The organism is Bacillus sp. JNUCC-21 (assembly GCF_041222765.1).
In the GTDB taxonomy this organism is placed as follows: domain Bacteria; phylum Bacillota; class Bacilli; order Bacillales; family Bacillaceae; genus Bacillus; species Bacillus velezensis.
Genome location: NZ_CP166019.1, coordinates 3,164,560 through 3,184,503, shown reverse-complemented (window position 1 = coordinate 3,184,503; position 19,944 = coordinate 3,164,560). Strand labels below are relative to the sequence as shown.

The following is a 19,944-nucleotide window of genomic DNA, read 5'->3' as shown; positions in this document are numbered from 1 at the left end:
ATGGATTGGTACAAAAGCATTAAAGGATGGTACAACAACGGTGACGGTTATTGGACGAAAGAACAGGTCAAAGATGCGGTTAAATTTGGGAAGATTACGCCTGAACAGTACAAGGAAATAACGGGGGATGAATATATTGAAAGTTCACCTCCGACGGAAACCACACCTGTAAGCAAATAGGTGTTTTTATTTTGCCCTAAAAGGGGGTGATAACTAAATGAAAGGAATTGAATTGGTGTTGAATATTGAGACTTTGGAAATTGCAAAAGCTTATTTGTTTGGGGGTGTAAAATATCTTGATTTACTGCTACTTCTAAGCTTTATTGATGTGTTTACGGGAGTAGTTAAGGCTGTTTAAGACAAGACATTAAGATCAAGAAACGCTTGGTTTGGATACGTGCGGAAGTTCATGAGCTTTGTTGTTGTCATCTTGGCCAATATTATAGATCAAATTTGCAATTTAAATGGCGTTTTGGTGTTTGGAACTGTTTTATTTTACATAGCCAATGAGGGGTTATCTATTGTAGAGAACCTTGCACAAATGGGAGTTAAAGTCCCTGGATTCATTAAAGACAAGTTACAAGTAATTGAAGATGAAAGTCAAAACGAAAAGTCTGCTGAGTAATCGGCGGGCTTTTAAATTTAATTAAAACGGAGGAATTTAATATGACAATGTATTATTACAAACGGAACATGGACAATATCAACAAACTTGGCGATAACACAAAAGCAGCTGCTAAAAAGTTGATGGATTACGCTGAGAAAAACAAAATTGGCGTACTTATCTATGAAACAATTCGTTCAGAAGCACAGCAACGTGAGAATGTTCGTAAAGGTGCTTCACAGACAATGAAATCATACCACCTTGTAGGACAAGCATTAGACTTTGTACCAACTGGTGGTTATTCTAAATCTGATACTAAATGGAATGGTTATGGTGCATCTGATATTAAGAAATTTATTGCTTATGCCAAATCAATTGGTTTTGAATGGGGTGGAGATTGGACAGGGTTTGTAGATCAGCCACACCTTCAATTCAATTATAAAGGGTATGGTACTGATACATTTGGAAAGAAAGCATCTTCTGTACCTTCTAAAAACACTAACTCAGGCATCAAATCGGTTGGTAAGATCAAAATTGTTGGCGTATCAAACGCTGCAATTATCATGGACAAACCTGACCGTATTAAAGCTAAGAACGTAGGTACAATTGGTCTCGGTAAGACAATTGATATCGCTGGGTCTGTTAGAGGTTCAAACAACTCTAGAGGATACTGGGAGATCATTCATAGCGGTAAACGTCGTTATGTGTCTGGTCAGTATGGAAAAATGGTTTAAGTAAATAAATAGTTTCCTCGAAATTTTTCGAGGGAATTGTTTTATTTATTTGAAAAAACTTCTTATAAACTATAGACTCAAGTACATAGTTATGTTATAATAAATGTATAAGGAGGTGAGGAAATGCTAGACAATATGATAAAAGTCCTTCAAATTATCTTCTACGTCGTCTCTATCGGATGGATTGCGCAACAATCAAACGATAGCGAGAAGAAAAATAAGAAGGACTAACCAGAGATAAGGGAAGCGAGCCACTAACTCGCTTCTCAATATCATTATAATCAGTCTAGCATAAAAAATGAAGAAAAATCAAAAGTTCATCTTTTCATTAATTTTATTGTCTGTTGCAGCAATTGGCTTACGCTCATTTTGGACAAACTCATTTACAACTGCAGTAATGGCTATTGTGGTTTTGTTAACGATCTATGCCATCATCAAAGACATGATTTTAAGGAGAAAATAACATGGAATATCACCTAAAGAGTCGCAAGGAAGTTGAGGACTTCATCAAAAACGAAGTCCTTAGCACTACTGAAGTTGCTGAGATATTGAACGTTAATAAGCAACGAATGAGTGCATTGATTAACACAGAAAGAATAACACCGGTTAAGAAAATTGGAAGGTCAGCCTTGTTTTTAAGACAGGATGTAGAGGTCTTGAAAAAGGAGCTTGAAGCTAATTCTAAGCATAGACCACACAATAAATAAACCCCTCACAAACAATGTGAAGGGGTCTTTTTTATTTGAATATACTTCTAAGTAATTTATTTGTTGCTCTTCCTGCTGCACGTCTTGCTACACGTTTACCTAATGTACCATTCTTGGCTGCTTGTACGTCCCCTAAAACACGAGCAGACTTATAAAAAAGGCTTCTAATCTTACTGATACTCATGTTATCCCATCCCCTTATGCTCAGTTATTCAATCTCTCTTCAAGATCATGGATACGTCTTTCAATTTCAGAAAACTTTTTGTCATTGTATCGGTGGTCACGTTCAATGTTCTTATTGATCAGTTTGAGCATCGACATGATTTCCTCAGGTTCATTTTCCTCAATTCGATCTAACTTCTGATTAATTTGTTCAAACTCCTTCTTTGTATCTTCTTTAAAGGAATTCAACTCAGAAGCTATGCCATCAACCTTGTTATTAACGTTTTTAATCTCATCTAATATCGCTTGAAGCATGTTGTTTTCCATCCCGTTCACCTCTCCATACAGTATAACAGCAATCGCAATACTTTTGATTGTCCACATTATGGACAATTGAATATTTCAATGGTTTTGTTTAACGAATTTAAAAAAATAAAAGCAATACTTTTGCTTAAGACTCCTTAAGGAACTCACTATGTTCAAAAATATCTGAGACAGAATACTTTTTGTCGAGCCCTTTTTCTTTTGAAATTGTATTGAGCGTTTCAATTATTGCATTCAAAGTTTCCATGTTAATCTGTTTCGAATTTCCTGCAGCAATATCATTTATTGTAGCAGGTCTTACTTTAGCTTCAACCGCAAGAGCATTTCTTGTAAGGCCGTCAAGTTCTTTAAGTGTCTTTTTCAGTGTTGGAACAAAATTGAAATCTCTCATGGTCTTGCCTGATTGTTTCATAATACTCCTCCAGTTTTATTGTTACTTTTATTATAAACTTTTTTACTCACTAAGTAAAACTTTTTGTTGACTATAGAGAAAAACGAATGTATAGTATTACTCAACAAGTAAAACAATATGAGTTTTACAAAATGAGGAGGTCTTGAATTGAAGCGAATAACCATTCGTAGAAGTGATTTGGGTGACTTACCAGCAATGTTGTTTTACAAGCAATTCGCCATTTCTGGCGAAGATGGTCAAGTACATCTGTATCAAGTCCTTAAAAGGAAGGATGGGAAATACGACAGCATCCATTCAGTATTCTTGGCCGAAGACATCAAATACAAAAACCTCAGAAGCTTAACCAATGCAGTAATTGATAAGTTGCTCAGTACACGATTATGGGATGCTCTCATTGACAATAGGGAGCTTGTTACACTGGAAGGCTATCAGATTCTTGATAAAAACAAAACTTACTAAAGGGGATAACGACAATGCAAATTAACCGTCACACTGTAGGAACTAACGTAGCAAGCTTAGGGGCAATCACAAACGAACAGCGTATCGAGGAAATGACGAATCATTTCAATTACTTCAGAGGGAAGATGTTCGAAGAAGAAAACAACTTCATTGAAACATACGACGATGGGAAACCTAAAAAGCGTTTCAAAATCTTCACTGAAATTAGAATACCTGTTTGTGTTGAACTTGATGCGAAGGATGAACAAGATGCAATTGAAGCGTTAGAACAGACAGGAGAAATGGGCGTTGATTTCCCTCATATCATGTTGGATATGGGGGGAGGTAAAACAGTTATCCCAACTGTCACAAACAATGTGTTTTACATAGATGAAGATTCATATGCAGAAGAAGTAGATGAAGATGAATAAAACAGATTTACATAATGAACGTTTCTGTCAGGTTGTATTTGGGGGATTAATCGTAGCTGTACCAGCTTTAAGCATATTGTGTATAGCGTGGTTTGGGTGATTAGGAAGAGTGCTGGCACACTCTCCTAATCTGATGGGTTAGTACACTCCCATTGTATTTAAACATAACAATTTAATCAAGGGGATAACTGAAATGAAAAACACATATACCACTTATGAATTTAAAGCATATGATAGGCGAAATAAATTGCTAAAAGAAAGGTTTACATGCAATTACAAAGATCATCTTTATTCAATCATAGAGTGGATTATCAAGAAATGTCCTACCGTTGATGTGATTGAATGTATGGTATCTGAAGTCAGTGAGCTTGCTTTCTGTAAGAGTGAGTATGTCGATATCTTCACGGTGTGGAAAGCAGACGATTGAATAGACAGTGAGGATGGGGAGCGGCATTCCCTGTCCTCTGCAGACCCTGTATTACTACAATCGGATTATTATCAAGGGGGTAGCGTTTTGCGAGCCCCTTAAAACTGAATACAGTCAGTCTATGCTCCTGAATTAAGGTGTTGTCTTTAGTGATGCCTTTTTTCGAAGGCTCCAATATGGCGCCATCGCCACAAGTGGCAACGGAAGAGACTGCCGTGGAATGCGCTAACACACGTAAAACTTGACAGGGTAGTGACTCAGCCGACGCAAAAAATGAGGATAGGATGCCTTCTGTGTTTCCCTATTTACACATGCATCTGAAAGGCGAAAGCTGCCATTAAGTGCTGACGAAGGAAGGGTGTATCGTTTCTGACGATGCAGGACAAGCCATAAGTATCAGGGCTCAAATTTGAGCTTTGAGAACCTGTTAGGGACACTTGACACAGTAGGCTTGTTTGGGGAATAACCAACGGCAAATAGGGTGAACACACGGATACCACAAGTTGATATACAATCAAGTTTCAGTCGCCTGCCTGAGTTTGTTTATTTTTTTTACAAGCAAATTCAGGCAGACAACTTGCCAGCCGTTGTCCACAGTCTCAACCAATCAAGCGAAAAATCAAAAGAAAAGTCAAGACAAATAACAAAAGTTTTGACGATGAATGGAGGTTAAAGCGATTGAAAGTGACTGTAACCAAGAAGGAGCATGAGGACTTAGAAATGTATCACAAGATGATGGGAGATAAGAGGTTAACAATATCCCAACGAAGACAGGCGAGAATACGGTACGATATGATCTACAACCAAGCGAAAAGAAGAACGCTGCTGAATGAGTACAAGGAGCGTTTGTGAGGTTCGTTGTGAACCTGGCAAGGTGTAGTTCATAATGAATCAGACCCTTAACCCTTTGGTTAAGTATATATGGTTATTATCTATATACTTAAATGAAACGTGTTTCTCAAGATGTTGCGAACGGACAGAGAGTTTAGCCTGAACCATTGTTTCCCCAGAAGTGGAGAATAACCCTTAAACAACGACCTTTAAGACCTCGTTGGCTGGGTAACAATGACCTGACAAAGAACATGGGCATAAATGAGGGGAACAAAAAGGTGAGAAAAACACTATCCTTAATTTTACAAATTTTTGATAATATTGATAATAGTTTCAAAAAAATAAAGAGAAAGAAGGATTGTGAAGTATGTTCAAAAAAAGTATATTGGCTTTATCCTCAGTAGCCCTTTCAGTTTCACTTTTTGCACCATTTGCGAGCGCAAAAGAAATTAAAAAAGAAGAGTCAGTGAAGCAAAATGTAACTATTGCTAATACATACGCTCACACAACTCCACTACAAGAAAGTGTTAAGGTGAAAAATCAAGAGGTTAGTGGAGAATTCACTACTCAAGGTATTAAAGGTAAAATTGTTTCTGCGGCAGTAAGAGGCTTAGCTAAAGGAATTCGTGGTGGTTCATGGGTAGTTTCAAAGATTATTGGTTGGTTAGATGAAGGTGCAGCAAAAGCATTTAGAAAGCATGCTGATGATATTGCGGACGAGCTTGATTACATTGCGAAAATACCTGATTTAGCTGTTGATACTGTAAGAAAGAAACTCTATAACTATCTCGTAAATGATTTAGAATTAGATTCAGGAGATGCGTTAGTGATAGCTGAAGCTGTTGAAGGGGTACTTTGGATACTTCTATAATTCACAGGAGGGCTATAAATGACTAATCCATTAGAAGAAAAAGTTGAGCTTCTTGAACAAGAAATTGAAGAGCTTAAATGGCAAATCCTAAAACTCAGTCATGCAAAACTGGATGATCCAAGATACCCTTATTCCAATTGGTTAATTCAACATAATATTTATAGTGAGAAAAGAAGAGAATTGGAATATGTTTTATCAGTCTTAAATGATCGTATTCTAAATAGTCCTCAGCCACCAGAACAATATCGAAAAGAGGTTGAAGGCATTTTAAGTCAGGAATTACATAATGAGAAAGTTCCTGATTTTGCAGAAGTGCGTGATATCTTATCTAAAGTTCTTGGAATTAAAGAAAAGAAAGTGATTGCGCTCCTTAATGCTCTGAAAGATGAAGGGAAATTTAAGGATTTAAGTGAGAAACTTTTAGATGAGATTTACTAAGAACTAGACTCCCTTTTGGGGGTCTTTTTTTATGTGTTAACTGTTTACCAGGCCTGACAGGAATAATGTTCCGATCACCTGAACGAACTAATAGTTAGTGCAGGTCAAAGCTAAAACGTATATTGTACGTGTCAGAGCCAACCGATCCATTTTTGGGGGCGTTAAAGGTTCGGAACATACTTCCGAACCTAACTTAAATTGATTTAGGTCAATGCTTTAATCCAAAGTTGGATTTAACGATTTCTTTTACATACCCTCAAGGTGAAGGTATGTTGATTATAGTATAATGCCATTGGGGGTGATTGGATTGAAGAGAATGCTAATTGTGGGACTTTTATCTATCGGTTTATTATCTGCTTGTGGAGAACCATCCTTAGTGAAAAAAAGTGATAAAGACTCTAATGAAAAAGAGCAAGAGCAAGGACTTATACAAGTGGTTGCTGATGTTGAGAAAGACAAGTTAAATGGCACGCTTGAAGACTTACATAAACGAAACATGAAAATCATTGATATTAAATTATCTGATTCAAAAGGTGTGACAGGTTATGTTCAAACAGTCTATACAGTCATTTATGAAGAACCGGCTAAATAAAAAATGGCAACAAAAATGGCAACAAAATTTTTAAAAAATCCTGATTATAACGGATTATGCCAAAGGACTAAAAAGGATTAAAAAGACTATAAAGCCTGTTAAATCAACGTTTGTAGGGTACGTCAGAATATCAGAAAGTATGCAGGGATAACGCTGGCAGCGTAGAGGTCAGGGGTTCGAGCCCCCTTGGCTCCATACCTTTAAACCCTTATTCTATAAATAAGGGTTTTTTTGTTTTTTCATCTTCTGCGGCAGCCTCTATGTTCTGCTTCATTTCTAACAATTCAAAATAAAGGAAAGAGAGAAAATGAAAAAGAAAATCTATCTTATATTATCTCTGTCAGCGGCACTGGCACTTCTTTTAACAGCGCTCCCGGCTCTTTCTCCCGTCGTCTTCACGTCTGCTTCAGAAAAAGGAGCCATCAGGCATGACATTTATAAAAAAGGATATCCGTATCAAAGCTACTTTGCGATTCTTCGAAAAGAAGAAGGCGGCGGAGAGGCCGGGAACCTTTATTATGTAAATTGGTTCAATTGGAAAGATGATACCGGACAGACGCCGCACGTATGTTATTCAAAAAAATCGTCCGAAGGCGAGTACAAAGTAAGCTGCGGAACCGGACCGTAATGATCAAGAGCCCCTCTCCAATGAGGGGCTCTTTCTGTCGATGCCGCTCTGGCTCTCCGTTTAATATCCCCAATATAACGGCGTATCATAATGCCGATACGGATCATTCGGATAATGCGTATTTGGCTGATAAGGCTTATTCATATCATGAATACCCGTGTTTTCAGTCTGTCCGCAGTATTTATCGGGACCTATCACAGTTGATTGCCGGATCGGGGAAACGGCTTTTTCCCACTCATGCTCATTCAGACAGTACGTATGCGCCATGATCTCAGGCGGCGTCAGACGGAGAATATCCGAGCCGTATATCACTTCAGGCGAAGGGGCGTCAAATATGGCCAAAAGGTGGGTTCTGTCTGAAGTGGCGACTTCATAATGCCACCACCCCTGCGGAACATTCGCCACTTGTCCTGAAGAAATCGGATAATTCCGTATTTTCTGGGTGAACGGATTCAGCATCGACACCACCGCGGAACCCAAAATACAGTACACCAATTCAGCGGCATTTTGATGGGTATGCGGTTCAATCACATTTGTTTTGCTCAGAAAGATATCTAATAATGAAATATTTTCAAGCGTGTTTAACTGTTTAATCCCCAATACATTGATAAAGTTCCGAGCATCTTTCGTAAAAAAACGGCTCTCATTCACATTATAAGTGAACTGTGTATTCGGAGACGTGTAATCGATATCGGAAACCATGCACTCCCCCGCTTTCATCTTTAAACGTATATTCCCAAATATATGTGTCCCTGTTTCACCGGGTGATAAAAAAAGGAGGTAAAATCCATAAATTCCAAATCCAACACAATATTGTGACGACTTTTTTAAAGATTCATTTTAAATATATCTTTTATTCAAAATATCTCTTACTATAAAGATATATTGAAAATACATCTTTAGAAGGGTTGAGGATTAACATGCTGGATGAGAGAACAATAGACATCATCAAAAGCACAGTACCCGTATTGAAAACACATGGAGAAAACATCACCGGACGCTTTTATAACCTGATGTTTCAAGATCATCCCGAACTGTTAAATATGTTTAACCAAACGAACCAAAAGAAACAGACTCAGCGCGCAGCATTGGCAAATGCAGTCATTGCGGCTGCGGCGAATATTGATCAATTAGAACAAATCATTCCGGCGGTCAGACAGATCGGCCATAAACACACAAGCATCGGTGTAAAACCGGAACATTATCCGATTGTCGGAAAGTATCTGCTTCTGGCAATTAAGGATGTGCTGCAGGATGCCGCAACTCCTGAGATTATGCAGGTATGGGAAAAAGCTTACGGTATTATTGCGGAGGCTTTCATCGGCATTGAAAAAGACATGTACAATGAAGCCGGATGGCAGGGGTATAAAGAATTTACGGTTATACAGAAAACGAAAGAAAGCAAAGATATCACATCATTTTATATCAAACCGAGTGACGGCTCTTCGCTTCCTGGATTTGAAGCGGGACAATATATCAGCATTAAAGTGCGGATTGCGGATTCTCCTTATACGCACATTCGCCAGTACAGCCTGTCTGATGCTTCTCAAAAAGGGGCATATCGGATTTCTGTGAAAAAGGACGGAGCGGTTTCTTCTCATCTCCACAATGAAGTTCAAGAGGGAGATAAACTTGAAGTCAGCGCACCCGCCGGGGATTTCAAGCTGTCTTCTGCCGAAAAACCGGTTGTTCTTATCAGTGCCGGTTCCGGAATCACGCCGATGATGAGCATGCTGAAAACAGCCGCCGAAAAACAGCCGGAGCGTTCCGTTACTTTTATTCATGCCGCGAAAAACGGAGAGTACGCCGCGTTCCGCAAAGAGGCTGAACAAGCTGCGAAGAATCATCCGAATATTAACGTCATTTATGTATACAGTGAACCGGCAGAACAAGACCGCTCAGGAGACAAGCCTTTTTACAGCGGCAGAATTGATCAAACCTTCTTGGAGCAGCTTCATCTGAATCAAGATGCTGAATTTTACTTGTGCGGATCAGCGCAGTTTATGACGCAAATGAAAGACATGATTCTTGCACTCGGGTTTGACTCTGATTCCGTTCAATATGAATTGTTCGGCCCTCAGCTGAGCATGGCATAACAAAAAAGACTCCTCAAAGAGGAGTCTTTTTTGTTTGCACAATGTGTTCTTTCTCCGTCTTTTTCCCTATTTTATTGAAATTTTCATCAATGACCAGTAAAATTATAAATCTAGTGATTCCGGAATTAAAGGAAGGTTGATATGAAAAAGAAAGCAAAGACCAAAAGGGTGCTTGGGTGCCTTTTTGCTGTATCTCTTATATTCGGATTATTTCTGGTATCAATGGTGTTTTCGAAATTCATAGTGACGGAAGAAAAACCGCCTGAAGAGGTGGACGAGCAGCAGGTCTTTATTGACAGCCTTTCCGGGCATGCTCAAATTTTATATGAGAAATATCATGTCCTTCCGAGCATCACCCTCGCACAGGCCATTCTCGAATCGGACTGGGGGAACAGTGAGCTTGCGGGGAAAGCGCGCAACCTGTTCGGTGTAAAAGGTGATTATAAAGGAAAACACGTCACGATGAAAACGGATGAATTTGAAAAAGGAAAACGAAAAACGATTCGGGCAAAATTCCGTAAATACAGCACGTTTTTTGAATCAATGGATGACCATGCCAAATTATTTGTCAACGGAACGTCTTGGAATAAAAAGAAGTATAAGCCTGTCATTGAAGCGGACAATTATAAAACTGCGGCGGCTGCCCTTCAAAAATCCGGCTACGCCACAGACCCCGGCTATGCTGAAAAAATTAAAGATGTCATAGAAACCTATAACCTGAATGAATATGACAAAATCAATGCCTCTCTTAAAGCAGTTGATATGAAAGGCGCCATCAAAGACCACGCCATTGAAGACGTGTGGTCCAAGCCGTCAAAAGAGCGGCATTCTATTAAACTGGCATCGGCGCAAAAGTTTACCGGCGAGCATATTAAAGTCGTATCTGAAAAACAAAACGGAGAATCCGTCTGGTACCAAATTCAAGTGAAAGATGAGCTGATCGGCTGGGTTGACCAAACCGCCGTCCAGTTAAGTGAAGAAACATAAGCATCAAAAAAAGCCGGCAGCCCGCCGGCTTTTTTACATTCCTTCAGTTTCAAACCTTTTAATATCACGTTTATGCCCCATCAGCACAAGGCAGTCACATTCATGAATGACAGTCTCCGGAGAAGGAGACAGCTGAATGTCTCCATTATGTTTCAAGGCGAGAATGGTGCAGCCGAATCTGGCCCGGACGCCGAGATCAAGAATGGATTTTAAATGCAGCTTTTTCGTGGCTGAAAGCTCCACAATGCTGTATTCATCTGACAAATCAATATAATTTAAGACGTTTTCATCCGAAAGGCTTTGCGCAATCCGCACGCCCATATCCTTTTCGGGATGGATAATACGATCAGCACCGATCTTTTCAAGCACTTTGTGATGATAATAGTTTTGCGCTTTCACCCAAATATTAGGAATGTTCAGCTCCTTCAATAACAGCGTCGTCAGCGTGCTTGCCTGAATGTTGGCGCCGATTGCTACGATGACATATTCAAAATTTCTGATGCCGAGCGACTGAAGCTCGCTTTCTTCCGTTGAATTTGCCCGCACAGCATGCGTGGCATAAGAGGAGTATGCGTTGACCCGCTCTTCGCTGATATCGACCGCAAGCACCTCATGCCCCATTTTAAAAAGCTCTTTACAGATGCTTCCGCCGAAACGGCCGAGTCCGATGACGGCAAATTGTTTATTTTTGATTTTTCCCAATCCTCATAACTCCTTAAGAAACTGTTTTCGTCACTCCAAATACAACAAACAAGAATGTACTCCTGTTTCAAGGGTTTGTCAATGCGAGAGCCGGAAGAAAGAAAACAGCACAAAAAAAGACCGGCTGACAAGCGATGGGCTTGTGCCGGTCTTTTTTTCGCAATTATTTGCAGTTGCAAGGCTGTGTCGGCGGTGTGCTGCGTTTTTGAACAACAATTGTGTCCTCAGCATAGAATTTAGAGCCGATGCTTAATGATTTATTTTCTGCACGGAACTTATATGTACCTGCAGCAGGCAATGTTTTGTTATTAAGAGAAAGCTTAAATTCCGCTGCGCCGAGCAAATCAATGTTTAACGGAAGTCTGACTGTTTTGCCGTTATTCAGAATCTGTCTTTCACGCAAAGCGTGTCCGTTGACTGTATCTTTTGTTGTAGCCGCAAATCCGCTAGGAAGGGTAAATTCCATAACGCCTAAGCTCAGGATCGTGTTCGGACGGTACGTCAATTCGATATCAGAAAATGACCATTCCTGCTGGCTGGCACCTGTATATTTTGCAAATAAGGTAGCAGTCGCTTTCGTGGACATTTCCGGCTCGTGAACGGTTGAGCCTGACTCAGCGGCGAATGACGCTGTCGGCAGAGAAAGAAGCAAAACCAGGCCGAATAAACTTGCCATGACAGTTGAGAAAAATTTCTGTTTCATTTTCATAAATCCCCCTAAAAAAAATTTGCTGATTGTTCTTAAAAAAGAACGACCATACCTATAAAAATTTACCATCAATTTTAATGGAAGTAAATGGGGTTATGTTCCTATATTTTCTCAAAAATAATCAAATCACGACAAAAAACGCCTGATTTTGATTCAGGCGTTTCTTTCGTCCGTTTCTATCGGAATAAATTTAAAAATTTCCCCGCTCTGAACCGAGTCAGCGAGACGCTTCAGCCAATGATAATAAGCTTTCGAGCTTTCAAGCTGATCATATAACTGCCGCGCTTCTTCCTGTAATTCCGCGTTGCCTTTCTCGGCCAGCAAAACGGACTGCAAATCCGCCTGGGCCTGTTCAATGGCGGACAAATTCACCTGAACTTCACGATCCCATTTCGGCGGGAAGAAATTCGTGAAAAACGTAAAGAAATCTTTTTCCGCTACAAACGTATGCTTCCGTGTGCCGCGGTGAAAGGTTTTTTTGACCACATTTAAATCCTGCAGCTTTTTGACGCCTGTGCTCATACTCGGTTTGCTCATCTGCAGTTCCTCACGCATTTCGTCAAGCGTCATTTCATCCCTCATATACATTGTTCCGTATAAAATCCCGACACTCCGTGTGATTCCGTAAAGATCCATCGTCTCTGCAATGGAATCAATGACAAGATCCCTGGCTTGTTCTATAGCTGCGAATTCTGGATTCTCATCCATACTGTCCCTCTTTTCCTCTTGAAGTTTAAATTTGTTAAGTCATTTCTTTATGTTCTTAATCTTAACGAATCATGACAAAATGTCAAAATCTAAACGGACTGACCGGGTTTTGACAGGCAAAAAAACATGTGTTAAATTAATATTGTTAAAAACATTAAATTTTTATTTAACAAACTTACTTTTCGGTAAGGAGGACTCTTATGAGCAAAACGCTTTATATCGGCGGCGAATGGATCAGTGCAGAAAAAAAACAGACGCGCCGTATCATTAATCCATTTAATCAAGAAGAAATTGCAACGGTATGCGAAGGAGACCGGGATGATGCGGTGAAAGCCATCGCCGCAGCCAGAAAAGCATTTGATGAAGGGGAGTGGCCGGTGCTTTCCGGGCTCGAGCGCGGACAATTTGTTCTGAAAATTGCGGAATTAATCAGACGCGATCTGAACGAATTAGCTGAGCTGGAATCGCTCGATACAGGAAAAACGATTGAAGAAAGTAAAGCCGATATGGATGATATCGCAAATGTATTTCAATATTATGCCGGTTTGGCGGATAAAGACGGAGGCGAGGTCATTTCATCTCCGATTCCCGATTCCGTAAGTAAAATCGTCAGAGAGCCCATTGGCGTATGCGGACAAATTACGCCGTGGAACTATCCGCTCCTTCAGGCGAGCTGGAAAATCGCTCCCGCTCTTGCGGCCGGAAACACGATCGTTTTAAAGCCGAGCGAGATTACTCCGCTGACAACCATTAAAGTCTTTCAATTAATAGAAGAAGCCGGTATTCCGAAAGGGGTTGCCAATCTTGTGCTGGGGCCGGGCGCCTCTGTCGGCGACGAGCTGGCGAGAAACCTCGATGTCGATTTGGTCTCTTTTACGGGCGGAATTGAAACAGGCAAAAAAATCATGCAGGCGGCAAGCGGCAATGTGAAAAAGATTGCTCTGGAGCTTGGCGGCAAAAATCCGAATATCGTATTCCAAGATGCAGATCTCGAAACAGCTGCAGATCAAGCGCTGAACGCCGTGTTTTTCCATGCCGGCCAAGTATGTTCGGCAGGGTCCCGTCTTTTGGTGGACGAAGCCATTCATGATGAATTTTTAGCCGAGCTGATCAAGCGCACGAAACGCATAAAATTAGGAAACGGTTTTCATGAAGATACGGAAAGCGGTCCGCTGATTTCCGCCGAGCATCGGGCTAAAGTCGAAAAATACGTAGAAATCGGCATCGAAGAAGGGGCAAAACTGGAAACAGGCGGCAAACGTCCTGATGATCCCGCCCTTCAAAACGGTTTCTTCTATGAACCTACTATTTTCTCAAACTGCAAGTCTGATATGCGGATAGTCCAAGAGGAGATCTTCGGCCCCGTTTTAACAGTTGAGTCATTTTCTTCTGAAGAAGAAGTGATCAGACTTGCCAACGATACCATTTACGGGCTGGCCGGAGCGGTATGGTCAAAGGATATTGAAAAATGCGAACGCGTAGCCGCCAAACTGCGGATGGGAACGGTATGGATCAATGATTTCCACCCGTATTTCGCGCAAGCGCCATGGGGCGGGTACAAACAATCGGGCTTCGGCCGCGAACTCGGCAAAACCGGTCTGGAAGAATACACGGAAATCAAACATATTTACCGCAACACGAAACCTGCGGCTGTGAACTGGTTTCAAGCATAACGAGGAGGAGATACAATATGACATTAAATATGAAAGTAGAAAGCATGCATAAATTCCATACATTCGAAATCCCGACAGTCATTAAACACGGAATCGGCGCGATTCAGCACGCGGGAAGTGAAGTCAGAGCGCTTGGCGTCACAAAAGCGCTGCTCGTAACAGACCCGGGAATTTATAACGCGGGAGTGGCAAACCCGGTCATTGAATCTTTACAGGAAGCGGGCATCGAAGTCGTCCTGTTTAACAAAGTGGAGCCGAACCCGCCTGTACGTCTTGTAAACGAAGGATCAGAACTGTATAAAAAAGAAAACTGCAACGGTCTTGTGGCTGTCGGCGGCGGAAGCTCCATGGATACGGCGAAAGCGATCGGGGTAGAAGCGACACACGAAGGAAGCGTGCTTGATTATGAAGCCGCGGAAGGCAAAAAGCCGCTGGAAAACCGTATTCCTCCGCTGACAACGATCCCGACGACTGCGGGAACAGGTTCAGAGGTCACACAATGGGCGGTCATTACAGATGAGGAAAGAGAATTTAAATTCAATACGGGCGGACCGCTTATCGCCGCGCATTTAACGGTCATTGACCCTGAGCTGCACACGTCCATGCCTCCGCATGTGACGGCCATGACAGGTATTGACGCACTTGCGCACGCCATCGAGTGCTATACGATGAAATTCGCCCAGCCGATCACTGATGCCGTCGCTTTAATGGCCATTGAATATGCGGCGCATTATATTAAGCGCTCGTTTGCGGACGGAGAGGATTTGGAAGCAAGATACGGCATGGCGCAGGCGGCGATGCTTGCCGGCCTTTCATACGGCAGTGAATCAGCAGGCGCGGCGCATGCGATGAGCCAGACGCTCGGCGGCATCATCCCTGTCGCTCACGGACAATGCGTCGCAGCTATGATGGGGCCGGTAATGGAATACAACTGGAAAGGCTATCCGGAAAAATTCGCCCGCATCGCCAAAGCATTCGGAATCGATACAAGCAACATGACAACCGAAGAAGCGGCAAAAGCGTCCGTCAACTGGATGTATGATCTTGTAAAAGATTTAGAGGTGCCGAGTTTAGAAGAACAAGGTGTGTCTCCGGACATGATTGAACGTTTATCAAAAGAAGCCATGAAAGATCCGCAAACTTTCGGGAATCCAAGAGATTTGAATGAGAAAGCATACAACTGGATTTACAAACGCTGCTTTGACTTAACGCCGAAAACGGTATAATAAATGAACCCCGCTCCTTTACAGAGCGGGGTTTTTTAAGGATAATGTCAAGAAAAAGGCGGTGGCGGCTGATGTGGAAACGCATAACAGCAAAGACGGAAGGCGTATATATAGCGGATACCGAACAATTTGTTACCAAAAAGATGGACAAGCTTCGTGCGGAATACGGCGGGTTTCCCGGTGACCTGCATTTCGGACTGACAAAAAAGGCCGGCGCGCGTGAGCCGATGTATGAAAGAGGAACAGAAATTTTTAACCGGAGACAGATTTCAATCGTGTCCATGGAGGAATGTGATGACATTGCGGAGAAGATGGGGATTTCTCATATCTTTCCCGAATGGCTCGGCGCTAACATCGCAATCAGCGGTTTTTCTGCACTGACGCCGCTTAAAGAAGGAAGCAGAATGATATTTCCAAGCGGTGCGTCTCTGTTGTGCGAGGGAGAAAATGATCCGTGCATTCAGCCGGGAGAAGTCATTCAATCCTTTTATCCGAATCAGCCAAAACTCGCCGCGGCGTTTGTGAGGCACGCGATGGGCAGAAGAGGAATTGTCTGTATTGTTGAACGCCCGGGTGACATATGCACGGGCGATGCGGTCACCATCCATTCTTATGAACCGAAACGCGCCAAGAAAAAAATCGAGAAGGTCTGACTCAGACCTTTTCGATTTTTTGTTTGATTTCTTTTATTTGATTAATGTGACGCTTTTCATGATGGCCGATAAAATCAATCCACTGGCGGATCGTCAGTTCTTGAAAAACAGGATGCGGAAGCACACGTTCAAAGTCTTCCTCGTTTAATGATGAAATAACTGCGGTCAGCTGCTGTCTTGCCGTATCTAATTCTTGTTTTGCTTCAATGACTGATAATCGGTTTTGCTCAGGTTCGAGGTGTGACGGCGCCGGCCGTTTATCTGTTCTGTCCTCTATAAACTCCATCGGTTTTTCTTCTATTTCTTTTAACGGTGCGTCTTTTGCCTGCTTTGATAAAAGGGTCTGCGCTGTTTCGTCAATTTTCTTTAAATGGTCAAGGACTTCCCGCACGCTCCACTCATCAGCCGCGGGCTTTCGGTTGAATTCCTCATCAGAGAGTCCTTTCAGTTCTTCCCAGATCTGCTGTCTGGCTTCATTAAAAATGCTCATCCTATCTCCTCCTTTAGAGTAAACATATCATATCCGGATTGGATAATCATGTAATCAGCCTTCCTTATCAGAAAATTGAAACCATTTACCTTTACATCCGTATATAAAGTAACACTCCGACACCTCAGCCGAAAGGAGGATAGAAGATGGACATATTTCATCTGCCGCTTGAAACGGTCTATCTTTACACATTGATTATTTCGGGAAGTCTCACGCTTTTGATTCTGTTTTTTCAAGATGTGTTTCACGGCCTCTCGGAAGCCATTCCTGTTTCATTTTTAAACCCTGCATTGATTCTGTCTTTTTTAACAATCTTTTCAGCCTCAGGTTATATCGGCGAAATCGCCGCTCCGCTATCAAGTTCTGTCATTGCGTTACTTTCATTTGCTCTTTCGGTTCTTTTGGTCAGCCTGCTTCACTTCTTCGTCCTTGTCCCGCTTTCATCAGCGGAAGAATCGCTCGCATATCGGGAGACAGATTTAAAGGGCAGAGTCGGCAGGGTCATTACTTCCGTCCCGAAAGACGGCTATGGAGAAGTGATCATAGAGGGAATAGGGGGCGCCATTTCTAAATCAGCCGTCAGCTTTGATCAAGAACAGATCAAGTACGGAACTGCCGTATTAGTGATTGACGTGAAAGACGGAGTGCTTTTTGTGACGCCGCATGAACCAATCTGATATCTAAGGGGGAACTGTTATGACTATGCCGATTATCATCGTTATCGGAATCGTATTCTTTTTACTCATCGCACTTATTGCTGTATTTATTACGAAGTACCGGACAGCGGGGCCGGACGAAGCCCTTATCGTGACCGGAAGTTATTTGGGAAATAAGAACGTCCACATTGATGAAGGCGGAAATCGTCTGAAAATCGTCCGGGGCGGGGGAACGTTCGTGCTCCCGGTATTCCAGCAGGCAGAACCTCTCAGTTTACTGTCAAGCAAACTTGATGTCTCTACACCTGAAGTCTATACAGAACAAGGCGTGCCGGTAATGGCCGACGGAACCGCCATTATTAAAATCGGAGGCTCTATCAGTGAAATCGCAACAGCAGCTGAACAATTTTTGGGGAAATCCAAGGACGACCGTGAGCAGGAGGCGCGGGAGGTGCTGGAAGGCCATCTGCGCTCCATCCTCGGCTCCATGACCGTTGAAGAGATTTATAAAAACAGGGAAAAGTTTTCTCAGGAAGTCCAGCGGGTCGCGTCTCAGGATCTTGCTAAAATGGGGCTCGTGATCGTTTCTTTTACGATTAAAGACGTCCGCGATAAACACGGCTATCTTGAATCATTAGGTAAGCCGAGAATCGCCCAAGTCAAGCGGGATGCGGACATTGCCACGGCAGAAGCGGATAAAGAGACGAGGATTAAACGTGCGGCCGCTGATAAAGACGCAAAAAAATCAGAGCTGGAGCGGGCGACGGAAATAGCTGAAGCGGAAAAAATCAATCAGCTGAAAATGGCGGAATACAGAAGAGAGCAGGATACAGCAAAAGCCAATGCCGGCCAGGCATATGATCTTGAAACAGCAAAAGCCCGCCAGCAGGTGACAGAGCAGGAAATGCAAATTAAAATTATTGAGCGGCAAAAGCAGATTGAATTGGAGGAAAAAGAAATTCTGCGCCGTGAGCGCCAATATGACTCTGAAGTGAAGAAAAAAGCCGATGCCGACCGTTACTCGGTGGAACAAGCGGCCGAAGCCGCAAAAGCGAAGCAGCTCGCAGAAGCGGATGCCGAGCAGTACAGTATCGAAGCGATGGCCAAGGCGGAAGCGGAACGCGTGAGAATTGACGGTCTTGCTAAAGCGGAGGCTGAAAAGGCGAGAGGAGAAACCGAAGCGGAAGTCATCCGCCTGAAAGGTCTCGCAGAAGCGGAAGCTAAAGAAAAAATCGCCGAAGCATTCGAAAAATACGGGCAGGCTGCAATCCTTGATATGATTGTGAAAATGCTGCCTGAATATGCGAAGCAAGTCTCAGCGCCTCTTTCCAACATTGATAAAATAACCGTCGTTGATACGGGAGGAAGCGGTGAAAACAGCGGGGCCAATAAAGTCACAGGCTACGCAACCAATTTAATGGCCGGTCTTCAGGAAAGCTTAAAAGCATCTTCCGGAATCAATGTAAAAGAGCTTATTGAGAATTTTTCAGGTAAAGGAAACATAAAACAAAGTATAAATGAACTTACAAAAGAACTGAGTGATTCAAACGAACGGCACAGCCCGGAATAAAAAAACAGCAGGCGTAAACCGCCTGCTGTTTCAGTTTGTCCGCTTAGCTTCAAGAAGCCGCGGCGCAGTCATGAATAATAAGATAAGGACAATGGCCGAAAGGATAAAAGAAGGAATCATATAAGTCGCGTTATAGACGGACGAATAAATCCATACCGGCGTGCCCTTCGGAGCATAGCTTCCGAAAAAGACAGCTCCGGAGACCACATGCGCCGCATAGCGCAGCACACTGCCGATGAAAACACCGCCTATAACATACATCGTTAAAGCGCCTCTTTTTTTATTCAATGCCGATTCCCGTACACCGGAAGCAAACAAGCCGCTGAAACCGAGGACTGCAAATGCCGCGATGTAATCAAGAAATAGCTGCACCGGGTGCTGCAAAAACAAATTGCCGATGGCGATCTGGACAATCCCTGTCAAAAAGCCTGTCGTAAGCCCGGCTTTCACTCCCCAGCGGAATGAAATCAAAAAAATCGGAATCATCATAATAGAGACCGAACCGCCTTGGGGCATCCGGAGAAACATACCTGAGACAATGTCCAGAATGACAGCCGCCCCGGTCATAATCGCTATTTCAATTAAGCGCACAAGCCGTGTTGAATGATTCATAGTTTTCCCCCTGGTCAGACAACCGTAACAAGGATAAACAAAAAAGCAGCGCGGGGAAGGATGGGAAAAGGTCCGCGCGCTGCTTGCATAAACTGCAAATCATTTGGCTTTGCCACATCCCTACGCCAGCGTTAACTAACAGGTTCAAAGGGTCAGAACAAAATGTTCACTCTCAGCTTTAATGCTCCCCTTGTGGTCATCAAGTATTTAGTTCAATCTTACTATACAAGAAAATATGCCAAACCACAAGACAGCTTATCTTT

26 protein-coding genes, 1 pseudogene and 1 riboswitch are annotated in these 19,944 nt (G+C 42.4%); of the genes and pseudogenes, 18 read left to right on the top strand and 9 right to left on the bottom strand.

Annotation, left to right across the window (positions count from 1 at the left end):
• From JNUCC21_RS16165 to JNUCC21_RS16150, 4 genes and pseudogenes are all read left to right on the top strand, one after another.
• Window positions 1–180: an XkdX family protein gene (locus JNUCC21_RS16165; protein ID WP_060675123.1), complete on the top strand. Its 180-nt coding sequence runs from the start codon at window positions 1–3 to the stop codon at window positions 178–180.
• Between the two features lie 37 nt (window positions 181–217).
• A pseudogene (locus JNUCC21_RS16160) lies at window positions 218–625 on the top strand (holin family protein).
• Between the two features lie 47 nt (window positions 626–672).
• Window positions 673–1,338 carry a M15 family metallopeptidase gene (locus tag JNUCC21_RS16155; RefSeq protein WP_369878830.1) on the top strand — a complete coding sequence of 222 codons (666 nt, stop codon included), beginning with the start codon at window positions 673–675 and terminating at the stop codon, window positions 1,336–1,338.
• A gap of 464 nt (window positions 1,339–1,802) precedes the next feature.
• Complete coding sequence (locus tag JNUCC21_RS16150) at window positions 1,803–2,045, top strand: helix-turn-helix domain-containing protein (protein WP_369878320.1); 243 nt, start codon at window positions 1,803–1,805, stop codon at window positions 2,043–2,045.
• Window positions 2,046–2,076: 31 nt separating this feature from the next.
• Here JNUCC21_RS16150 and JNUCC21_RS16145 read toward each other — a convergent pair whose 3' ends face one another.
• The 3 genes from JNUCC21_RS16145 to JNUCC21_RS16135 all read right to left on the bottom strand — a co-directional run bounded on the left by JNUCC21_RS16145 (window position 2,077) and on the right by JNUCC21_RS16135 (window position 2,943).
• Entirely contained in the window at window positions 2,077–2,229 is a 153-nt protein-coding gene (locus JNUCC21_RS16145; protein WP_171866157.1) for a hypothetical protein, read from the bottom strand.
• A 20-nt stretch (window positions 2,230–2,249) separates the two neighbouring features.
• Window positions 2,250–2,534, bottom strand: a complete 285-nt coding sequence (locus JNUCC21_RS16140; protein ID WP_021494080.1) for a hypothetical protein — start codon at window positions 2,532–2,534, stop codon at window positions 2,250–2,252.
• Window positions 2,535–2,658: 124 nt separating this feature from the next.
• The gene (locus tag JNUCC21_RS16135; protein ID WP_021494079.1) at window positions 2,659–2,943 is read right to left on the bottom strand and encodes a helix-turn-helix transcriptional regulator; all 285 of its coding nucleotides are present in this window, start codon (window positions 2,941–2,943) and stop codon (window positions 2,659–2,661) included.
• 147 nt (window positions 2,944–3,090) lie between these two features.
• On the opposite strand from JNUCC21_RS16135, the gene JNUCC21_RS16130 reads away from it, so the two are divergent.
• From JNUCC21_RS16130 to JNUCC21_RS16100, 7 genes are all read left to right on the top strand, one after another.
• On the top strand, window positions 3,091–3,402 hold the full coding sequence (locus JNUCC21_RS16130) for a hypothetical protein (RefSeq protein WP_031378851.1): 312 nt from the start codon (window positions 3,091–3,093) through the stop codon (window positions 3,400–3,402).
• Window positions 3,403–3,416: 14 nt separating this feature from the next.
• Window positions 3,417–3,812 carry a hypothetical protein gene (locus JNUCC21_RS16125; RefSeq protein WP_369878319.1) on the top strand — a complete coding sequence of 132 codons (396 nt, stop codon included), beginning with the start codon at window positions 3,417–3,419 and terminating at the stop codon, window positions 3,810–3,812.
• Window positions 3,813–4,917: 1,105 nt separating this feature from the next.
• Window positions 4,918–5,091: a hypothetical protein gene (locus JNUCC21_RS16120; protein WP_181826279.1), complete on the top strand. Its 174-nt coding sequence runs from the start codon at window positions 4,918–4,920 to the stop codon at window positions 5,089–5,091.
• Window positions 5,092–5,437: 346 nt separating this feature from the next.
• Window positions 5,438–5,941 carry a hypothetical protein gene (locus tag JNUCC21_RS16115; RefSeq protein WP_113792210.1) on the top strand — a complete coding sequence of 168 codons (504 nt, stop codon included), beginning with the start codon at window positions 5,438–5,440 and terminating at the stop codon, window positions 5,939–5,941.
• 18 nt (window positions 5,942–5,959) lie between these two features.
• Window positions 5,960–6,379: a hypothetical protein gene (locus JNUCC21_RS16110; RefSeq protein ID WP_113792211.1), complete on the top strand. Its 420-nt coding sequence runs from the start codon at window positions 5,960–5,962 to the stop codon at window positions 6,377–6,379.
• Between the two features lie 307 nt (window positions 6,380–6,686).
• Window positions 6,687–6,971 carry a hypothetical protein gene (locus JNUCC21_RS16105; protein WP_369878318.1) on the top strand — a complete coding sequence of 95 codons (285 nt, stop codon included), beginning with the start codon at window positions 6,687–6,689 and terminating at the stop codon, window positions 6,969–6,971.
• 307 nt (window positions 6,972–7,278) lie between these two features.
• Window positions 7,279–7,599, top strand: a complete 321-nt coding sequence (locus tag JNUCC21_RS16100; protein ID WP_369878317.1) for a hypothetical protein — start codon at window positions 7,279–7,281, stop codon at window positions 7,597–7,599.
• A gap of 60 nt (window positions 7,600–7,659) precedes the next feature.
• Here the strand turns inward: JNUCC21_RS16100 and JNUCC21_RS16095 are convergent, their stop codons facing one another.
• Window positions 7,660–8,301 (bottom strand): cupin domain-containing protein, encoded by a 642-nt coding sequence (locus JNUCC21_RS16095; RefSeq protein WP_369878316.1) that lies wholly within the window; start codon window positions 8,299–8,301, stop codon window positions 7,660–7,662.
• A gap of 218 nt (window positions 8,302–8,519) precedes the next feature.
• Between JNUCC21_RS16095 and hmpA the strand changes: the two genes are divergently transcribed.
• Together hmpA and JNUCC21_RS16085 are read left to right on the top strand one after the other, a co-directional pair.
• Window positions 8,520–9,695 carry an NO-inducible flavohemoprotein gene (hmpA, locus tag JNUCC21_RS16090; protein ID WP_369878315.1) on the top strand — a complete coding sequence of 392 codons (1,176 nt, stop codon included), beginning with the start codon at window positions 8,520–8,522 and terminating at the stop codon, window positions 9,693–9,695.
• Window positions 9,696–9,836: 141 nt separating this feature from the next.
• On the top strand, window positions 9,837–10,682 hold the full coding sequence (locus JNUCC21_RS16085) for a glucosaminidase domain-containing protein (protein WP_007613332.1): 846 nt from the start codon (window positions 9,837–9,839) through the stop codon (window positions 10,680–10,682).
• A 33-nt stretch (window positions 10,683–10,715) separates the two neighbouring features.
• On the opposite strand, the gene JNUCC21_RS16080 is transcribed toward JNUCC21_RS16085, so the two are convergent.
• The 3 genes from JNUCC21_RS16080 to JNUCC21_RS16070 all read right to left on the bottom strand — a co-directional run bounded on the left by JNUCC21_RS16080 (window position 10,716) and on the right by JNUCC21_RS16070 (window position 12,801).
• Complete coding sequence (locus tag JNUCC21_RS16080; protein WP_007613331.1) at window positions 10,716–11,384, bottom strand: TrkA family potassium uptake protein; 669 nt, start codon at window positions 11,382–11,384, stop codon at window positions 10,716–10,718.
• Between the two features lie 163 nt (window positions 11,385–11,547).
• Entirely contained in the window at window positions 11,548–12,087 is a 540-nt protein-coding gene (gene bslA / locus JNUCC21_RS16075; RefSeq protein ID WP_015240450.1) for a biofilm surface layer hydrophobin BslA, read from the bottom strand.
• 159 nt (window positions 12,088–12,246) lie between these two features.
• Window positions 12,247–12,801: a GbsR/MarR family transcriptional regulator gene (locus JNUCC21_RS16070; RefSeq protein ID WP_216061833.1), complete on the bottom strand. Its 555-nt coding sequence runs from the start codon at window positions 12,799–12,801 to the stop codon at window positions 12,247–12,249.
• A 200-nt stretch (window positions 12,802–13,001) separates the two neighbouring features.
• Here JNUCC21_RS16070 and betB point away from each other — a divergent pair, with 200 nt between their 5' ends.
• From betB to JNUCC21_RS16055, 3 genes are all read left to right on the top strand, one after another.
• The gene (gene betB, locus JNUCC21_RS16065) at window positions 13,002–14,474 is read left to right on the top strand and encodes a betaine-aldehyde dehydrogenase (RefSeq protein ID WP_369878314.1); all 1,473 of its coding nucleotides are present in this window, start codon (window positions 13,002–13,004) and stop codon (window positions 14,472–14,474) included.
• Between the two features lie 17 nt (window positions 14,475–14,491).
• Window positions 14,492–15,700, top strand: coding sequence for a choline dehydrogenase (gene gbsB / locus JNUCC21_RS16060; protein WP_061581482.1), 1,209 nt, complete (start codon window positions 14,492–14,494; stop codon window positions 15,698–15,700).
• A gap of 71 nt (window positions 15,701–15,771) precedes the next feature.
• A complete protein-coding gene (locus JNUCC21_RS16055; RefSeq protein WP_061581483.1) occupies window positions 15,772–16,353 on the top strand; it encodes an MOSC domain-containing protein in 582 nt (193 codons plus the stop codon).
• A 1-nt stretch (window position 16,354) separates the two neighbouring features.
• On the opposite strand, the gene JNUCC21_RS16050 is transcribed toward JNUCC21_RS16055, so the two are convergent.
• Window positions 16,355–16,843 (bottom strand): DinB family protein, encoded by a 489-nt coding sequence (locus JNUCC21_RS16050; RefSeq protein ID WP_047936062.1) that lies wholly within the window; start codon window positions 16,841–16,843, stop codon window positions 16,355–16,357.
• 146 nt (window positions 16,844–16,989) lie between these two features.
• On the opposite strand from JNUCC21_RS16050, the gene JNUCC21_RS16045 reads away from it, so the two are divergent.
• Both JNUCC21_RS16045 and JNUCC21_RS16040 read left to right on the top strand, forming a co-directional pair.
• Window positions 16,990–17,520, top strand: coding sequence for an NfeD family protein (locus tag JNUCC21_RS16045; RefSeq protein ID WP_061581484.1), 531 nt, complete (start codon window positions 16,990–16,992; stop codon window positions 17,518–17,520).
• Window positions 17,521–17,539: 19 nt separating this feature from the next.
• A complete protein-coding gene (locus JNUCC21_RS16040; protein ID WP_369878313.1) occupies window positions 17,540–19,069 on the top strand; it encodes a flotillin family protein in 1,530 nt (509 codons plus the stop codon).
• A 30-nt stretch (window positions 19,070–19,099) separates the two neighbouring features.
• Here JNUCC21_RS16040 and thiT read toward each other — a convergent pair whose 3' ends face one another.
• Window positions 19,100–19,681, bottom strand: a complete 582-nt coding sequence (thiT, locus tag JNUCC21_RS16035; protein ID WP_012118271.1) for an energy-coupled thiamine transporter ThiT — start codon at window positions 19,679–19,681, stop codon at window positions 19,100–19,102.
• Between the two features lie 100 nt (window positions 19,682–19,781).
• A riboswitch (TPP riboswitch) is annotated at window positions 19,782–19,882 on the bottom strand.
• Window positions 19,883–19,944: the final 62 nt, after the last annotated feature.

Excerpts from the sequence above, each read along its gene's own strand:
- JNUCC21_RS16110 (WP_113792211.1), top strand. The coding sequence starts at position 5,960 with ATGACTAATCCATTAGAAGAAAAAGTTGAGCTTCTTGAACAAGAAATT.
- JNUCC21_RS16125 (WP_369878319.1), top strand. The coding sequence starts at position 3,417 with ATGCAAATTAACCGTCACACTGTAGGAACTAACGTAGCAAGCTTAGGG.
- JNUCC21_RS16100 (WP_369878317.1), top strand. The coding sequence starts at position 7,279 with ATGAAAAAGAAAATCTATCTTATATTATCTCTGTCAGCGGCACTGGCA.
- JNUCC21_RS16135 (WP_021494079.1), bottom strand. The coding sequence starts at position 2,943 with ATGAAACAATCAGGCAAGACCATGAGAGATTTCAATTTTGTTCCAACA.
- JNUCC21_RS16040 (WP_369878313.1), top strand. The coding sequence starts at position 17,540 with ATGACTATGCCGATTATCATCGTTATCGGAATCGTATTCTTTTTACTC.
- JNUCC21_RS16115 (WP_113792210.1), top strand. The coding sequence starts at position 5,438 with ATGTTCAAAAAAAGTATATTGGCTTTATCCTCAGTAGCCCTTTCAGTT.
- JNUCC21_RS16150 (WP_369878320.1), top strand. The coding sequence starts at position 1,803 with ATGGAATATCACCTAAAGAGTCGCAAGGAAGTTGAGGACTTCATCAAA.
- hmpA (WP_369878315.1), top strand. The coding sequence starts at position 8,520 with ATGCTGGATGAGAGAACAATAGACATCATCAAAAGCACAGTACCCGTA.
- betB (WP_369878314.1), top strand. The coding sequence starts at position 13,002 with ATGAGCAAAACGCTTTATATCGGCGGCGAATGGATCAGTGCAGAAAAA.
- JNUCC21_RS16085 (WP_007613332.1), top strand. The coding sequence starts at position 9,837 with ATGAAAAAGAAAGCAAAGACCAAAAGGGTGCTTGGGTGCCTTTTTGCT.
- thiT (WP_012118271.1), bottom strand. The coding sequence starts at position 19,681 with ATGAATCATTCAACACGGCTTGTGCGCTTAATTGAAATAGCGATTATG.
- gbsB (WP_061581482.1), top strand. The coding sequence starts at position 14,492 with ATGACATTAAATATGAAAGTAGAAAGCATGCATAAATTCCATACATTC.
- JNUCC21_RS16055 (WP_061581483.1), top strand. The coding sequence starts at position 15,772 with ATGTGGAAACGCATAACAGCAAAGACGGAAGGCGTATATATAGCGGAT.
- JNUCC21_RS16140 (WP_021494080.1), bottom strand. The coding sequence starts at position 2,534 with ATGGAAAACAACATGCTTCAAGCGATATTAGATGAGATTAAAAACGTT.
- JNUCC21_RS16050 (WP_047936062.1), bottom strand. The coding sequence starts at position 16,843 with ATGAGCATTTTTAATGAAGCCAGACAGCAGATCTGGGAAGAACTGAAA.
- JNUCC21_RS16070 (WP_216061833.1), bottom strand. The coding sequence starts at position 12,801 with ATGGATGAGAATCCAGAATTCGCAGCTATAGAACAAGCCAGGGATCTT.
- JNUCC21_RS16145 (WP_171866157.1), bottom strand. The coding sequence starts at position 2,229 with ATGAGTATCAGTAAGATTAGAAGCCTTTTTTATAAGTCTGCTCGTGTT.
- JNUCC21_RS16165 (WP_060675123.1), top strand. The coding sequence starts at position 1 with ATGGATTGGTACAAAAGCATTAAAGGATGGTACAACAACGGTGACGGT.
- bslA (WP_015240450.1), bottom strand. The coding sequence starts at position 12,087 with ATGAAACAGAAATTTTTCTCAACTGTCATGGCAAGTTTATTCGGCCTG.
- JNUCC21_RS16095 (WP_369878316.1), bottom strand. The coding sequence starts at position 8,301 with ATGGTTTCCGATATCGATTACACGTCTCCGAATACACAGTTCACTTAT.
- JNUCC21_RS16155 (WP_369878830.1), top strand. The coding sequence starts at position 673 with ATGTATTATTACAAACGGAACATGGACAATATCAACAAACTTGGCGAT.
- JNUCC21_RS16045 (WP_061581484.1), top strand. The coding sequence starts at position 16,990 with ATGGACATATTTCATCTGCCGCTTGAAACGGTCTATCTTTACACATTG.